We start from the raw sequence: 13,204 nt of genomic DNA on the forward strand, positions 1-13,204 counted from the left end.
CTTCCTTTGTGGCGCCTCTCTACGCGACCACGTTAGGCACTTTTGATGCCGGTTCGAAGGGCCGTTCCACACCATCATTTCTGATGAAGTTCGCCGGCGACTGTGGTTCTTCAACGGAGAATCGGCGCCATGCGGACAGGCTTTCGAATTTCATCGCTAGTACCGAGTGGTTTGGTCTTTGATGGCGTAAGCGATTCAGACGATTCAGTTATTCTGGCCGTTCGGTCAGAGGCTGCGGAGGCCCAGTGCCGTTTGTGCGGGACAGCATCGCGCCGAGTCCATAGCCGTTACATCCGGCACGTGGCCGATTTGCCATCAGCGGGCAGAAAGGTGCGCCTCCGATTGCTCATGCGGCGCTTCACATGTGAGGTGCCGCATTGCCGCCGTCGGATCTTCGCAGAGCGGTTCGGAGAAGACGTCGTTCCGCTTCGACGGCGTCGGACGGCACGGCTCGAACACATCGTCCATCACCTGGGTGTGGCGCTCGGCGGCCGGCCGGCAGCAAGCTTCGCCAAGCGGCTCATGCTGCCTGTCAGCAACGGCACCTTGCTGCGGGTGGTCCGCCGGCGGACGGCGATGCCGACGGATCCATTGCTTGTTGTGGGTATCGATGACTGGGCGTTCCGGAGAAACCGTCGGTACGGGACCATCGTGCGCGATTTGGAGCGTCGGCGGATCGTTGCCTTGCTGCCCGACCGGGAAATGGCGACCGTTCAGGCGTGGCTGTCGAAGCACCCGGGCATCAACATTGTGTCGCGAAATCTGCGCGGTCAAAACACAGAATCGGCAATGCGTTGAGCTTGCCGTCCACTTGGGCAATCCGTTGTTCAAGCAAATCCAAAAGCTCGAATGGGGTTACCTCGCCGTTCGTTAACTTTTGGACGACTCCCCGCGCTGTGCCCCGGATCAACTCATGCACTTCAGAACTCCGTTTGCCCGCCGTCCGTCCTTTGAGGAACGTCACAACAACTATGCTCGTTAGAGAAATACTTTGCTTGGTCCACGACAGAATTGCTCGCAGCTGAACAGACGCAGTCTCGCCCAAACCGTCCGCTTCGGATGCGAGGCCGGGCCTCAGGCCAACTCGGCACGTGAGTAGTGTTGTCTCTGACGAACCCTGGATCCCGCATCACTTGCTTGCGAAAAGCTGTGCTTAGTTATCGCCACCGATAGTCCGTGTGTGCGACGCTTGAATCAGCGCTTGTCCGCGATGAAAGTACCCGCGTCATGTAGAGGAAATCAGCGAACAACTCACCCATGACGCGCATACATTCTGCCCATTTTGCGCTTGTGCGCAGGACTTCGGCGCGGGGGGCAGGATCTCAGATAACTAGCTGGTTAGGCGCAACTCGTGCTGGGACGCTCACACGCGAAACGATAAGCAGAAGTGTCAGTTTTTGGTCGGGTACGCCTGACTTGCATCCTGTCAACGGCGAGAATGCTAGGATGCGGCTCTAGCTCGTATGCAGTGCGTCACGCACCTGAACGTGACAGCTAAATGGAGAAACGGCCGGGCTGGTCGACGGCATAAACAAAATGGGACTCAGCAGGCAGCCTCGTTCCCGCCCTGGCGCTGCCCACGCGATCTGCATCGATCGCACGCCCGATGGTGGATCAGATCGGTGCAACAATGTGCAGCGTCCTTATGAGCTCAGGGCTGCGAGCCGGCCGCTGCCACGCTCAACTCTGCTCCTATCGGGTGCCAGACGTCAGGAATTCAGGAGGTTCAGAACGTATCTGACGGTGAGCTCCGTGGTCGGAATTACGATCTCGTCAGAAGCCCCGAACGTGGGCGTGTGAACATGTGAGTCGTTATCCGGCGCGCGGCTGCCGAACCAAAAATAGATCGACGGCAAGCACGCCGCGTAAAAGCCGAAATCGTCGCTTCCCGCGGCTTGTTTCCTCTGGTTGAAGAAAGCGTCCGGACCGGCCGTATCGAGGACCAGCTGCCTGAAACGTTTCACCATTTCCGCATCGTTGATAACGGCAGGCTCGCCCGTTCGGACGATGCACTCAGCATAGCCACGGTGCATTGCAGCGACGCCTTCAGCGACCTCGCGAACTCGTTGGCACAGCAGCGCTCGGCGATCGGAACTGCCAGTCCTAATTGTTCCTTCGAGAATGACGGATGGGCAGATGACGTTGGTCGCCTCGCCGCCATGTATTGTGCCGATCGTAATGACCGCTCCATCGTCAGTCGGGATTTCCCGGGAGACGACCTTCTGAACTTCATTAACGAACGCGGCCGCTATCGTGATCGCGTCGACGCCGTTATGCGGCGACGCGCCATGCGCCATTTTTCCTGTGATGATGATTTTGAATTGATCCGCGGATTTTGTGACCGCGCCTTCCTGAGCACCGAACATTCCGGCAGGAATTCCAGGGCTCACGTGAAAACCGACGGCCCGATCAAACCCCTCCAGCAGCCTGTCGTCTTGGACCGTGCGCCCGCCGAGCGGCTCCGCCTCTTCCGCCGGTTGAAAAAACACGCGCACTTTACCCGCGAAGTTACTGCGCAACCGGCGCAAGGCAACCGCCGTGCCGAGAGCGATCGAACCGTGCATGTCGTGACCACAGGCGTGCATGACGCCGTTCACCTGCGAACGATAGGACAAATCGTCTCGAGCCTCTTGGATTGGTAGAGCGTCGATATCGCCGCGCACTGCGACGTGACGCTTCTGACCTGAAGCCGTGCCCTCAATGTCGACATAGAGCCCAGTCTTATGGAACGACTTGGCATCCTCGAAGCCAAAGCGCTGCAGCATGGCCCGAATGCGCTCCTGGGTTTTCCATTCCGCGTTCGAGAGCTCCGGCTCCCGGTGCATGGCGTGACGTAACTCGATGACCGCCTCGCGTTCGTTGTCCAATAGGAGGTCATTGCTGTGGTTGCTCATGCGTCGAATCCTTGATCGGAACCTTTGCCATCTTCCAATTCACAAGCGTACTCTGTCCACAACAGCGAAAACCAGCAAACCTCCGCCGGGCTCGCGCCGAAATGCCGCACCATATTGGGTTGGGCCGCAGAATTTCCGACGAAACCTGGATCGTACCATGGCCTCGCGCTGAGCGCCAAGCGGCTGCAGTCTTGTAAGCATATCGACCCATGCGTGGCGGCAGTAGCGGCCCCTGCTGATCGTTCTTGTCATTCGGGCTGCAAATATTACGAAGTCGCTTATTCCGTCACAACGATCGCTCGGCCGACAAGAAGGTGATCGAGTTCGAGTTGATGACCGAGCCGTAGCACAACGAGCTGCCCGAGGACGACGAGATCACCGCCGCAGTTCGCATTGTCCTCCGCCGCATTTCTGCGGAAAGGCGAGCGCTGGTCGATGACGCTGGCTTCGTCGCGTCGTCTTCGGCAGCCGCCTTGGTCGCGGTCTTGGCTTCGTCATCCAGCAGCTTGGCCTTGTCATCCTTGGAGACCCCACGACGGCATCCCGTTCTGTGATCACTTCCAGCCGGCGGGCCGTCACGTCGGTCTTACGCGTGTGGTCAAGCATAGACACGAGCCGATCCCTTCAAAAAGATCGTGAACTCGCCTATCCCGTGTGCCGCGATAAGGCGGGAACGGAACGACGGTTACACGCTTACGATCCTATACGTGCTTGAATTTCCAGCCCGGGACACGAGAACTAAGCATTTCAAATCAAAGACCCCCGGCGGGCATGCCGGTGGCCTTCTTGGAGGTTAAACGCTGGATTTATTGAACCCCATTGTCTCTCCTTCCGCTCGTTTGAAAACTTACCAGTTGCGCTGCGCACGCAGCAGCAGCGTAAGCGCATTTTGATCCTTCAGTTCGTACGCGCTACCGGGCTTGGCGATACTCGCTTGCAGCGGCAGCGCCACGGTGCTTCCGCTCGCATACTTCTGATCGAGCATTACGTATGCGAGGTCGGCCGTGAAGGTGAGATTTTTGACGGGAGTCCAGCGCGTGACCAGACCAACGACACCATAGTTGAAATCTGGGTTACAGCCGGCGAGACCGGTTGAGAGCGCGAGGCTCGCGACGACGGCACCACAGATGTAACCCTTCGCGGTATTCTTGTATCGCACGGCACCCAAGCCGCCATAGACGCTACTATTCCAGTGGGGATCCCAGTTATGGGTATAATCGGCGCCACATGACCAGTGCTGCACCAAAATTGCGTCAGAGCCCTTATTCCGTGCCGAAACACAGAGAGTGCTTACTAGCGAGGGTGATAAGGCGACTGTTCTGGGCTTGCGGGAGCGTCGGCCTGTATCCGTCGTGCGGAACGGTTTCCCGACGTGTCCATAGCCGCTATCGATGCCGCGTGACCGATCTGCCGCTCTCAGGTCGGATCGTCCACTCGTCGCTTCCGCTGGGATGCGGTTCTGTGCGACCGCCAGATCTTCACTGAGCGCTTCGCCGAAGGCGTACTGGCACGATTGGCGCGCGTACGGCGAGGCTGGACTCCATCGTTCATCACTTGGCTTGGCGCTTGGTAATCGACCGGCGGCAGGCTTTGCAAAATGGTTGATGCTGCCGGTCAGCAACGACGCGCTCCTGCGCGTGGTCCGATGCCGCAGCCGTCCGCCGGCTGCCCCTCTCAAGATCATTGGCATTGACGATTGGGCTTGGCGGCGCAATCACCAGTACGCCAGCATCGTCTGCGACTTGGAAAGGCGCCGGATAGTCACCTTGCTACCGGATCGTGAGCTCGCTACCGCCCAAGCCTGGCTCGCTGCTCATCCCGCGATCGCAATAGTCGCGCGCGACCGTGGTGGTGGATATGGCGAAGCCGCGGCCAAGGCCCTGCCAGTGCAAGTCGCCGACCGTTGGCATCTGATGGAGAATGCCAGTCGGGGCTTTCCTCGACGCCGTCCGCAAATCGATGCGCCTGATACGCACCGTCATCGGTACGACTACGATCGATCCTAAACTGCTCGCAGTGGCCGAGCGGCCCCAGCATGAAGGCTATTTCCGCCGCGAGGCCTTTAGCGCTTGGCTTGCTGTCTTGAGCTTCAACTCCCACCTCGGCCGACGAAAGCTCTTGCGCCGGTAGACCTCTTACTCATCTGCGAGCGGAATGCTTTGCTAGTTCGTCCATTACTTGCTTGGTCGCCTGATATGCAAGATCAACTATTTCATCGATTTCCGCCTCGGACACGACGAGCGGTGGGGCAAAACCAAGTATGTCGCCGTGCGGCATCGCTCGCGCGATAAGTCCTCGATCACGGGCAGCCTTTGAAATACGAGCACCTACTTTTAGCTCCGGATCAAATCTCCGTTTTGTCTGACGATCCGCGACGAATTCAACAGCGCCGAGCAGGCCCACGCCTCTGACTTCCCCAACGATCTCGAGCTGCGCAAACCGCTCCTTAAGCCTTCTTTGCAAGTGCGCGCCGACGGTCTTGGCGCGGTCGCTTAGCGCCTCTTTCTCGACAATGTCGAGCACTGCGTTTGCAGCTGCCGCCGCGATGGGATGGCCGGAGTACGTATATCCGTGCGAAAACGCGCCAACGCGATCGGCTCCTTCTTCCATGACCTTGTACACCGTCTCACCGACGATGGCGGCAGAGAGTGGTACGTATCCGGAGGTCAGCCCCTTGGCGACAGTCACCAGATCTGGCTGGATTCCGTACAGTGTGCTGCCGAAGTCAGCGCCGGTTCGACCGAACCCGCAGATGACCTCGTCAGCGATCAGAAGAACGTCGTAGCGCCTTAGCACGGTTTGAACTTCTTCCCAGTACCCAGCCGGTGGCGGCGTAATACCGCCCGTGCCCAGCACAGGCTCTGCGATGAAGCCGCCAACCGTCTCCGGACCCTCTCGCAGGATTAGCTGCTCAAGCTCAGCTGCACGGCGACGAGAAAATGCCTCTTCCGTTTCGCCGGGTTCAGCACCCCAATAATGATGCGGCGTTCCCGTGTGCAGAATACCAGGGAAAGGAAGGTCCATGTGATCGTGGTAGAACGACATGCCAGTCATCGAACCAGAAATGACCGAGCAGCCGTGGTAACCTCGCTCGCGCGAGATAATCTTTTTCTTCCTGGGTTGACCGCGCAGATTGTTATAATACCACACGAGCTTTGCCTGCGTCTCGTTGGCATCCGATCCAGACAACCCGTAGAACACTTTGCTTGGCTTGCCCGGTGCCATGCGCACGAGACGATCCGAAAGATTCGCCAGCTCTTCCGTCGTGTGCGCCGCGTAGGTGTGGTAGTACGCTAACTGATATGCCTGCCGCGCAATAGCTTCTGCGACTTCGGTGCGACCGTAACCGATGTTGACGCAGTACAGCCCCGCAAAGCCGTCGATGTAGTTTCGGCCCTCGGCGTCGTTTATGCGAATACCTTTGCCGCCCGTAACGATCGTGGGATCGCCCATCTTGCCGCTCGCGAAGTCCTTGAGCTGAGTGAAAGGATGCAGAACACTGGAGCGATCTCGTTCGGCGATGGCCTTGATATCAATCATGTCACTTCTCCTAAGCTGCCAGATCGCCGAAACAGACGTACTTGAGTTCCATAAATTCAGCTAAGCCGTGTCGCGAGCCTTCTCGACCAAGCCCAGATTGCTTCCATCCGCCGAACGGAATAGGTGGCCCTGTGAATGAGTCTGTGTTGATGCCGACCATACCGCACTCGAGCCGCTCAGAAGCCCGAAGCGCCCGACGCAAGCTGTCGGTGTAGATGTACCCGGCTAGGCCCATTTCGCTGGCGTTGGCTCTGGCGATGACCTCATCTTCGGAGTCAAACGGAAGGACTGCTGCGATTGGGCCAAATGTTTCCTCAGAAGCAATGATCATATTCTCGGAAACTTCAGTGAGCAGTGTCGGAGCGACGAAGTTGGGACCGGCAGTGGCGCCCTGATGGGCCGACACAACGGTGGCTCCCTTTTTCACCGCATCATCAACCTGGGCCCTGCACTTGTTGGCAACAGATAGCTTGGTCATAGGCCCGACGTCCGTTGTCGGGTTCAGTCCATGACCGACTCGGAGTCGAGCTATTTCTGCAGCAAACGCCTCGACAAAGGCACTATAGACGCCCTTTTGAACGTAGATGCGGTTCGCTGCCAGGCAGTCCTGACCTGACGTCGCGAATTTAGCGGCCATCGCCCCCTTGACCGCCTTCTCGAGGTCCACGTCATCAAAGATGATAAACGGGGCATGGCCGCCTAATTCCATGGAGACCTTCTTCACCGTGTCCGCCGCCCCTTGAAGGAGATGGCGGCCAACCTCTGTAGAACCTGTGAACGACAGGGCCCGCACTCTCGCGTCCTGCAATAGGGGCGTCGACAGCTCGACCGGTTTACCTACCAGGACTTGAAACACGCCGGCAGGGAATCCGGCCTGTTCGGCGAGCCGCGCAATGGCGAGCGCGGAGAGCGGCGTCTCCGGAGCAGGCTTTACAATGATGGGACAGCCAGCGGCGAGCGCGGCCCCGGCCTTTCGCGTAATCATCGCGACAGGAAAGTTCCAGGGCGTAATCGCAGCCGCAACACCGATTGGCTGCATTCGGACGTGAAGGAGACTGCCGGGCTTGTGGCTTGGGATGGTCTCTCCGTACGCACGCTCACCTTCGGCTGCGAACCACTCAAGAAATCCTGCCCCGTACTGGATTTCATGACGCGCTTCCGCAAGCGGCTTACCCTGCTCGCTCGTGACGATGACCGCGAGTTCTTCCGCATGCTCGAGGATTAAGGACGCCCAGGACCGAAGGATCGCCCCTCGTTGTGCAGGCAACAATCCCCGCCAAGCCGAAAAAGACCGGTCAGCCGCCGCGATCGCGGCATTCATGTCAGCCGCGCTGCAACGCGCCACCTCTGCAATCTGTTCTCCGGTCGCCGGATCGACGACGCCATCTCTACGGTCGCCAGAAATCCACCGGCCGTCCAGTAGCGCGGCCCCTGCCACGAAATCCTTGCGCAAACTCTGGAGGCGCTCCTTAGCAAGACCAACCAGCTCACGATTTTCCTGCCGAAAAGTTTGAAGGGCCATTTGCGGGTCCGACACCGTCAATTGTTGAAATCTGTTGTGCATTCAGCATACTGATGATGCCAACAGATTTGCGGCGCATTTCTCCGATGCTCTAACGATTTCCTGCAACGGACGTGCGTTCGGAGACGGAATACACCTGAGGACTGGGAGCTTAAACATGCGATACGACCGGATAGACGCGCGCATCCTCGAGATTGTGCAGAAGAACAACCGCCTGACGTCCGAGGTAATCGGCGAGATGGCTGGGCTGTCTGCTACCGCGTGTCAACGCAGGCTAAAGCGACTTCGCTCAGAAGGTATCATCGAGGCCGATGTCTCGATCGTCTCGGCAAGGGCGGTCGGACGACCAATCCAGATGCTCGTCCTAGTGAGCCTGGAGCGCGAGCGTTCAGACATCATCGACAGGTTCAAGAAAGCTATCAAGTCGTCAGCTGAAGTCGTGAACGGATTTTACGTAACCGGCGATGCGGACTTTGTTCTCTACCTTACCGCCCGCAGCATGGAGGAATATGAGCAGTTCACTCGACGGTTCTTCTATGAGAACCCGGACATCAAGGGTTTTAAGACAATGGTTATAATGGACCGGGTAAAAACCGGTTTCGCCGTTCCGATCGAGATGCCGGACGAAGACTGAGCTGACAGCGGTACCAAGCCACGCATTTTTCCTCACGCATTCGTATACAATGCCCAAAAACCCCAACGGTGATCCGCTAGTTTCTGCGTCTACCAAGGTCTTGGCGGAACTGTGCTTCGCCTTTCAAACTAAATTGCAGCTATACCGATTGGACGTTTCAAGCGTTGGCTTGATACGTCCGCTCTGGCGAGACGATGCAAACTGAACGAACGCGGTGGAGATTTAAGTACGGTACGGTAGACGAGCTAGTGTGGCTTCGCTCGAACGTTCCGCTCTTCCGCCGACGTGTTCGATCATCAGCGCAAGCGACATCGCTGAGATCAGAACATGTCGGGGCTGACACTGAGGGCTCGGCGGGGAGTCTGGTGGAACTCTGCGAGCTTTCCACGACCTCAAATAAATTGACGTGGCAACCGGCCTGGTGCTTGTCGCGTTTGCAACGGATCGGTGCGTCTGGCGCGGAATGTCCCAAGGACCGGGCTTCCAAGCAATCTCAGGACCCTATTGTCGCATCGAAGCTTGTTGCATTTGAGCTGGCCATATTAGGTCAGTCCTTGCCAGCGCCGAATGTATGTGAGCTTAGAACGGCCCTCATCCGACCAGCCCCCGGACGCGCAGTAGGCGCGAGATGACTGATTCGCCGAACTCGCGCATCTTCAGTGCCGACGGCATCACCGCACCGCTCCAGCATGTCACGTTTCGACGCATCTGGATCGCGAGCGTACTCGCCAATCTCGGCGCTCTGGTCCGGAGCGTGGGAGCAGCTTGGGCGATGACGGAGATGACATCGTCCGCAGACAAAGTGGCGCTCGTGCAGACTGCTCTCTTGTTGCCAGTCATGCTGCTATCGATGCCTGCCGGCGCGATCGCCGATATGTATGACCGTCGCGTGGTAGCCCTCATCTCCGTTGCCATCTCGTGCGCTGGCGCCACCGCACTGACCACGCTTGCGTGCCTCGGCCTGGTCACGCCTAACATGTTGCTCGCCCTGTGTTTCGTCGTCGGCAGCGGAATGGCGCTGATGGATCCGGCTTGGCAGTCGTCGGTTGGCGAGCAAGTTCCTTTGAAAGCGCTGCCCGCGGCAGTCGCGCTGAACAGCATTAGCTACAATATTGCCCGCAGCGTGGGCCCTGCGATCGGGGGGATCGTGGTTGCCACCGCTGGCGCGGCCGCTTCGTTCGCGGTCAACGCGCTACTCTATCTGCCCCTGATGTTGGCTCTATTCCTGTGGAAGCGCGTCCATGAACCCTCGCGTCTACCTCCCGAGACGCTGAATCGCGCTATCGTGACCGGCATCCGCTATATCATCAATTCCCCCTCGCTCAAGGTCGTGCTCGGGCGCACCATGGCGATGGGCCTGATCGGCGGAGGGATCGTCGCGCTTATGCCCCTTGTGGCCCGCGATTTGCTGCAGGGTGGCGTACAGACTTACGGCACCATGCTCAGTGCCTTTGGTCTGGGCGCGGTGATCGGCGCACTGAATATTACGCAGGTGCGTAAACGCCTGAGCGGCGAAGCGGCAATCCGCGCCTGCGCGCTTTCGATGGGTAGCGCCATCACCGCGGTAGCGCTGAGCCGCGAGGGGATACCCAGTGCCATCGCGCTGTTCCTCGCCGGAGCTGTGTGGATGATATCATGGGCGCTATTCAACATTGGGGTTCAGCTATCGGCGCCACGCTGGGTCGCCGGGCGTGCGCTTGCAGCCTATCAGGCGGCAGGATCGGGTGGGATCGCCGTTGGCAGTTGGCTGTGGGGCTCTCTGGGTGACGCCGCTGGTGTGCAAACCACCCTGCTGATCTCGGCCGGGTTAATGTTAGCTTCCCCGCTATTGGGGTTGTGGCTACGCATGCCACGCGTAAGTACTCGTGAGGAAGATGCCGAGATGCTGGCCGATCCGGAAGTGCGTGTTGCACTTTCGGCACGTAGTGGGCCGCTTGTGGTGGAAATCGAATATCGTATCCTCTCGGAGGATGCGCGCGCGTTTCACAACATGATGCAGGACGTGCAGCTGTTTCGCCAACGCAACGGTGCTTATGGGTGGTCGATCGCGCGCGACATCGCTGATCCCGAGCTTTGGACCGAGCGCTACCACTGTCCGACTTGGCTTGACTATCTGCGGCAGCGCAATCGTTCGACCAAGTCAGAGCGTGCCCTGGATGAAACGGCGGCGGCTTTCCACAGTGGCCCTCATCCCATACGGGTTCGCCGCATGCTCGAGCGGCCGTTCGGATCCGTGCGCCGGAGGGAAGATGAAATTGAACGGGCGGCGAAGGACATCGTGCCGCGCTCAGGCACTGGTTGGAGCTGAGAAGCGACGGCTGAGCACAGCTCGGACAGGCGCATGACCGCGCTGCCGCGCAGACGTTGCCGGACCGGCTCATGCTGCACACGATGCCGCAGTCAGCCATCAGGCGCTGGAACTGTTCGCTGGCGTATTGGGCTGCCACGATCGAAGTGATGCATCAGGGCATCCGGCTTGCCGCTTCGCCAGACGGCCATCAGAAGGGCGTCGGCGACCAACTGCGCCGTCATGCTGGCGCTCATCGACCAGCCGACTACTCGTCGCGAGAACAGGTCGATCACGGTCGACACGCAGAGCCAGCCCTCGGCCGTCCAGATATAGGTGAACTCGGCAATCCACTTCTGGTCGCTCGGCTGCAGCCGGCACGTGCGCGGCCTGGCGATCGCGTTCTTCCTTCGGCAGACGCCGGCGGCGTGGTCGCGCCCGCAAGGCCTGCAGGCGCATCGTAAGCGGGGCTGCGAGGCCCATCAGATTGTTTGTGCGAAGACCTGTGAGCGCCGTTAGAAGAGTCATCTTCTGCAAGGGTACTCACAATGGACGACCATTCGGACGACATAAGACGACCGTTGTCAGCGCGCATAGAAGTGTACGCCGGCGGCGGCCGGAAACAGTGGCCAGATGATTTGAAGGCGCAGATTGTCGCGGACAGTCTCGAGCCGGGCGCGATCGTAACAGATGTCGCACGTCGCCATGGCTGCCGGCCCCAGCAGGTGCATGACTGGCGGCGCCGGGCGCGTTCAGGTCAACTGGTGCTGCCAGCTGCGGCGGGTGCACTGTCGTTTGTGCCGTTGGTGTCGGAGTTGCGTGCCTTTGCCGCGGCTCTGCTGGATCGCTGCGCCAGGCTCGAGCGGTTGCTCAAGCTTGCAAAAGACGCGCAGTTCGGTCGATCCTCGGAAAAGCTTGACGCTGATCAGCTCCAGCTTGTTCTGGAGGATATCGATCAGGCTGTCGCGGCTCTGGAGGCAGCCGAGGACCGCGCCAATCCCAAAACGCGCGAGAAGAGAGCTGCCGAGCGCAGGGCCAATCGTGGCAGGCTGCCGGAGCATTTGCCGCGCATCATCGAGACCCTGATGCCCGCTGCAACCTGCTGCCCGTGCTGCGCAGGCGACCTTTTTGAGATCGGTCACGATGAGAGCCAGAGGCTGGACGTCGTACCGGCGCAGTATCGCGTCATCGTCACCCGCCGCCCCAAACTGGCCTGCCGCGCCTGTCACGGCGTCGTCCTCCAGCATGCTGCTCCCGAGCGATTGATCAGGGGAGGACTGCCGACCGAGCGGCTCGTCGCGCATGTGATCGACGCCAAGTATCATTGGCATTTGCCGCTCTACCGCCAGGCGCAGATGCTGACGACGCACGGTATCGCCATCGACCGTTCCACGCTTGCCTTCTGGGTCGGCTATGCCGCCCAGGAATTGAAGCCCTTGTGGCATCGTCTGCGCCAGCTTCTGCTCGCCTCTTCGAAGCTCTGTGTCGACGAGACCCCCGCACCGGTGTTGGATCCGGGGCGCGGCAGGACCAAAACTGGCTACTTCTGGGCACTGTCCCGCGATGACAGGCCCTGGGCCGGGCCTGATCCGCCCGGAGTAGTTTATGCCTATGCACCGGGCCGTGGGGCCGTTCATGGCTTGAGACTGCTCGAAGGCTATCGCGGGCATCATCCATTGCGATGGCTATCAGGCTTACAAGACCATGACCCGAGAGACGCGTGCGGACGCCCTGTCCGGGACGCTCGCTTTCTGCTGGGCCCATCTGCGGCGCCAGTTTGTGAAGATCGAGCGCGAGGCTGCTCCGGCGCCAGCTCCAGTTGCCCGCGAAGCGCTCGAGCGCGTCGCCCAGCTCTACGCGGTCGAGAAAGCCTTCCGCGGCCGATCTGATGCCGAGCGTCGCGCGGGTCGACAAGCGCATGCCCGGCCTTTGGCTGCAGCTTTGAAGCAATGGTTTGAGGCAATGCTTGATCATCTTGCCGAGAAGAGCGACACGGCGAATGCTCTGCGCTATGCGCTGCGTCACTGGGACGGCTTGACGCTCTATCTTGATGACGGGCGCATCGAGATGGACACGAACGCTGTCGAGCGCGCGATGCGGCCGATCAAGCTCAATGCCAAGAACTCCCTTTTTGCCGGTTGCGACGAGGGCGCCGAGAATTGGGCAGTTCTGGCTTCGTTAATCGAGACCGCACTATGCCGCGCGCGGCATAGGGCAGATTATGCCGCCCGCCGAACTATGCCGAACGGGTTTGGTATGGCACGCCGTTGTCACGCTGGTACGCGTCGATGGCGTGCACGGCAGCCCCATTCCATTCGGCATAGTTT

7 protein-coding genes and 6 pseudogenes are annotated in these 13,204 nt (G+C 59.6%); 7 read left to right on the forward strand and 6 right to left on the reverse strand.

Annotation, left to right across the window (positions count from 1 at the left end):
* A partial coding sequence (locus AC0L2O_RS35285; RefSeq protein ID WP_473373005.1) for a hypothetical protein occupies positions 1 to 182 on the forward strand: 182 nt, incomplete at its 5' end.
* A pseudogene (locus AC0L2O_RS35290) lies at positions 130 to 795 on the forward strand (transposase family protein); the annotation flags it as partial. The gene AC0L2O_RS35285 and the pseudogene AC0L2O_RS35290, both read left to right, overlap by 53 nt.
* Here AC0L2O_RS35290 and AC0L2O_RS35295 read toward each other — a convergent pair.
* The 3 genes and pseudogenes from AC0L2O_RS35295 to AC0L2O_RS35305 form a co-directional block, all read right to left on the reverse strand.
* A pseudogene (locus AC0L2O_RS35295) lies at positions 764 to 919 on the reverse strand (amidase); the annotation flags it as partial. The pseudogenes AC0L2O_RS35290 and AC0L2O_RS35295 overlap by 32 nt on opposite strands.
* A 790-nt stretch (positions 920 to 1,709) precedes the next feature.
* Positions 1,710 to 2,894 carry a M20 metallopeptidase family protein gene (locus AC0L2O_RS35300; protein WP_473373006.1) on the reverse strand — a complete coding sequence of 395 codons (1,185 nt, stop codon included), beginning with the start codon at positions 2,892 to 2,894 and terminating at the stop codon, positions 1,710 to 1,712.
* Between the two features lie 847 nt (positions 2,895 to 3,741).
* The gene (locus AC0L2O_RS35305; RefSeq protein WP_473373010.1) at positions 3,742 to 4,314 is read right to left on the reverse strand and encodes a porin; all 573 of its coding nucleotides are present in this window, start codon (positions 4,312 to 4,314) and stop codon (positions 3,742 to 3,744) included.
* On the opposite strand from AC0L2O_RS35305, the pseudogene AC0L2O_RS35310 reads away from it, so the two are divergent.
* Positions 4,227 to 4,982, forward strand: a pseudogene (locus AC0L2O_RS35310) (transposase); the annotation flags it as partial. The gene AC0L2O_RS35305 and the pseudogene AC0L2O_RS35310 sit on opposite strands and share 88 nt — an antisense overlap.
* A gap of 51 nt (positions 4,983 to 5,033) precedes the next feature.
* On the opposite strand, the gene AC0L2O_RS35315 reads toward AC0L2O_RS35310, so the two are convergent.
* Positions 5,034 to 6,434 carry an aminotransferase gene (locus tag AC0L2O_RS35315; protein ID WP_473373007.1) on the reverse strand — a complete coding sequence of 467 codons (1,401 nt, stop codon included), beginning with the start codon at positions 6,432 to 6,434 and terminating at the stop codon, positions 5,034 to 5,036.
* Between the two features lie 10 nt (positions 6,435 to 6,444).
* Positions 6,445 to 7,956 carry an NAD-dependent succinate-semialdehyde dehydrogenase gene (locus AC0L2O_RS35320; RefSeq protein ID WP_473373008.1) on the reverse strand — a complete coding sequence of 504 codons (1,512 nt, stop codon included), beginning with the start codon at positions 7,954 to 7,956 and terminating at the stop codon, positions 6,445 to 6,447.
* A 157-nt stretch (positions 7,957 to 8,113) separates the two neighbouring features.
* On the opposite strand from AC0L2O_RS35320, the gene AC0L2O_RS35325 reads away from it, so the two are divergent.
* Together AC0L2O_RS35325 and AC0L2O_RS35330 are read left to right on the forward strand one after the other, a co-directional pair.
* Positions 8,114 to 8,590 (forward strand): Lrp/AsnC family transcriptional regulator, encoded by a 477-nt coding sequence (locus AC0L2O_RS35325; RefSeq protein ID WP_231144083.1) that lies wholly within the window; start codon positions 8,114 to 8,116, stop codon positions 8,588 to 8,590.
* Positions 8,591 to 9,218: 628 nt separating this feature from the next.
* Positions 9,219 to 10,898, forward strand: a complete 1,680-nt coding sequence (locus tag AC0L2O_RS35330) for an MFS transporter (RefSeq protein ID WP_473373009.1) — start codon at positions 9,219 to 9,221, stop codon at positions 10,896 to 10,898.
* Positions 10,899 to 10,950: 52 nt separating this feature from the next.
* On the opposite strand, the pseudogene AC0L2O_RS35335 reads toward AC0L2O_RS35330, so the two are convergent.
* Positions 10,951 to 11,336 (reverse strand): annotated as a pseudogene (locus AC0L2O_RS35335) (DDE-type integrase/transposase/recombinase); the annotation flags it as partial.
* A gap of 89 nt (positions 11,337 to 11,425) precedes the next feature.
* Between AC0L2O_RS35335 and AC0L2O_RS35340 the strand changes: the two are divergent.
* Together AC0L2O_RS35340 and tnpC are read left to right on the forward strand one after the other, a co-directional pair.
* Positions 11,426 to 11,641, forward strand: a pseudogene (locus AC0L2O_RS35340) (transposase); the annotation flags it as partial.
* Positions 11,642 to 11,665: 24 nt separating this feature from the next.
* A pseudogene (gene tnpC / locus AC0L2O_RS35345) lies at positions 11,666 to 13,067 on the forward strand (IS66 family transposase); the annotation flags it as partial.
* Between the last annotated feature and the right edge of the window lie 137 nt (positions 13,068 to 13,204).

This window comes from Bradyrhizobium sp. Kon10, from assembly GCF_055807395.1.

Coding starts and splice junctions, on each gene's coding strand:
- AC0L2O_RS35325 (WP_231144083.1), top strand. CDS start 8,114: ATGCGATACGACCGGATAGACGCGCGCATCCTCGAGATTGTGCAGAAG.
- AC0L2O_RS35300 (WP_473373006.1), bottom strand. CDS start 2,894: ATGAGCAACCACAGCAATGACCTCCTATTGGACAACGAACGCGAGGCG.
- AC0L2O_RS35320 (WP_473373008.1), bottom strand. CDS start 7,956: ATGGCCCTTCAAACTTTTCGGCAGGAAAATCGTGAGCTGGTTGGTCTT.
- AC0L2O_RS35315 (WP_473373007.1), bottom strand. CDS start 6,434: ATGATTGATATCAAGGCCATCGCCGAACGAGATCGCTCCAGTGTTCTG.
- AC0L2O_RS35330 (WP_473373009.1), top strand. CDS start 9,219: ATGACTGATTCGCCGAACTCGCGCATCTTCAGTGCCGACGGCATCACC.